This is a genomic window from Embleya sp. NPDC025285 (assembly GCF_055558835.1).
This window is the reverse complement of record NZ_JBVHLU010000271.1, coordinates 1-2,080: the sequence shown is the minus strand read 5'-3', so window position 1 is coordinate 2,080 and position 2,080 is coordinate 1. Positions and strand designations below refer to the sequence as shown.

At 68.9% G+C, this 2,080-nt stretch carries 2 protein-coding genes; both read right to left on the bottom strand.

Annotation, left to right across the window (positions count from 1 at the left end; translation table 11 throughout):
- The coding region (locus ACZ4FV_RS52130) for a condensation domain-containing protein (RefSeq protein ID WP_465328496.1) at positions 1 to 1,425 on the bottom strand (1,425 nt) is incomplete at its 3' end.
- Positions 1,422 to 2,080, bottom strand: a 659-nt coding sequence (locus ACZ4FV_RS52125) for a phosphopantetheine-binding protein (RefSeq protein ID WP_465328494.1), incomplete at its 5' end; no start/stop codon positions are given. The genes ACZ4FV_RS52125 and ACZ4FV_RS52130, both read right to left, overlap by 4 nt.

Sequence of the window (2,080 nt, the reverse complement as noted above, 5' to 3'; positions counted from 1 at the left end):
CCGAGCCTCGAACAACCCCACAACCGAAACCGAATCCCGATCCACAGCGGTGTCGTTCCACCCCACCAACACCCGAGACCGCTCATCGTCGGTGAACGCATCAACTGCGGCGAGCCGGATGCCCGGGTCGTCGGTCACCGTGCGCAGCACACGCACCAGTCGGTCGGAGACCGCCGCAACCGATGCCGAGTCGAACAGATCGGCGGCGCCGGTCAGGCCCCCCGTCAGACCGGCCGGGCGACCGCCCCGGTCCACCTCCTCCGCGAGGGTCAGTTCCAGGTCACACTTCGACGCCGGGCGCATCCCCGCGACGCTCTCGACCTCCACTCCCGCGAATGCGAGCCCGGCCCGCTCCGTGTTCTGGAGCGTCAACATCACCTGGAACAGCGGGTGTCGCGCCAACGACCGCGCCGGCGCCAACGCCTCCACCAACCGCTCGAACGGCACATCCTGATTCCCGAACGCGGCAAATCCGGTGTCCCGAACCCGGCCCAGCACCTCCCGGAACGTCGGATCTCCGGTGAGATCGGTGCGAATTACCAGACTATTGACGAAGCAACCGACCAGGTCGTCCAGCCCTTCGTCCGTCCTCCCCGCCACGGCCGACCCGATCGGGATGTCCGTCCCGGCACCCAACCGCGACAACAACACCGCCAACGCCGCCTGAAGCACCATGAACACCGTGGCGCCTTCGGACCGCGCCAACTCGACCAACCGAAAATGCAGTTCAGCCGAGATTTCCAGCGGCGCGTTGTGGCCGATATGACTCGCCACCGCCGGGCGGGGCCGGTCCACCGGGAGTTCGAGCTCCTCCGGGGCACCCGCCAGTGCATCCCGCCAATACGTCACCTGGCGTGACAGCACGCTGTCCGAATCGTCCGCCTCGCCGAGCAACTCCCGCTGCCACAACGCGTAGTCGGCGTACTGCACCGGCAACGGAGCCCACTCCGGCGCTCGTCGGCCACACCGCGCTGCGTAAGCGACCGAGATGTCCCGGCCCATGGGCCCCCACGACCACCCGTCACCCGCGATGTGGTGCACCACCAGAACCAGGACGTGCTCCTCGGGCCCGACCGGGAACAGGGAGGCCCGCAGCGGCGGCTCGCAGGCCAGGTCGAAGGCGTAATCACCTGCCCGACGCACCGCGTCGGGCAGATCCGCCGCGTCGACCGGGCCCATCACCTGTAGTTCCCAGCACAGTTCCTCCGGCTCCAGGATGCGCTGGAACGGCTCGCCGTCCGCGACGTCGTAGACGGTGCGGAGCACTTCGTGGCGCACCACGACGTCCCGCAGCGCCGCCGACAGCGCGTCACGATGCAGCCGTCCGGTCAACCGCAGCACCGCAGGAATGTTGTGTGCCGGATTGGGCCCTTCGAGTCGGCTCAGGAACCACAACCGTCGCTGCGCGAATGACAACGGAATCATCGGGGCTCCTCTGGTCTACGCATGGGCCGCAGTACCGGCCGCCGACCTGACGTCTGATTGCCGATCCGACCCGCGAGCCCGGCGACCGTGGGTGCCTGGAAGAGCGCGCGGATCTCGAGGTCGACACCGAGCGTGCTGCGAATCCGGGAAAGAAGCCGAGTGGCGAGCAACGAATGGCCGCCGAGCTCGAAGAAGTTGTCGTCGATCCCGACGGCATCGCGCCCGAGCACCTGGGCGAAGGCCGCACACAGGGTCTCTTCCTGCGCCGTACGCGGTGCCCTGTACGCGGTCACGGCGAAGTCCGCCGCCGGGAGTGCCTTGCGGTCGAGCTTGCCGTTGCTCGTGAGCGGGAGGGCGTCGAGCACGACGACGACGGCGGGCACCATGTACTCCGGCAGCCGCGACGCCGCGAACCGCCGCACGTCGTCGGGCAGGGCGTCATCGGACACCTCGCCGTCCCGGGCCGGGACCACATAGGCGACCAGGTGCGTACCGGTGGCCTCGTCCACGCGCGCGACGACCACCGCTTGGGCCAGATCCGGATGAGCGAGCAGCGTCGTCTGCACCTCGGCGGGTTCGATCCGGAAGCCCCGGATCTTGACCTGATCGTCGACCCGGCCGGCGAACAGCACCTGACCGTCGTGGGTCCACCGGG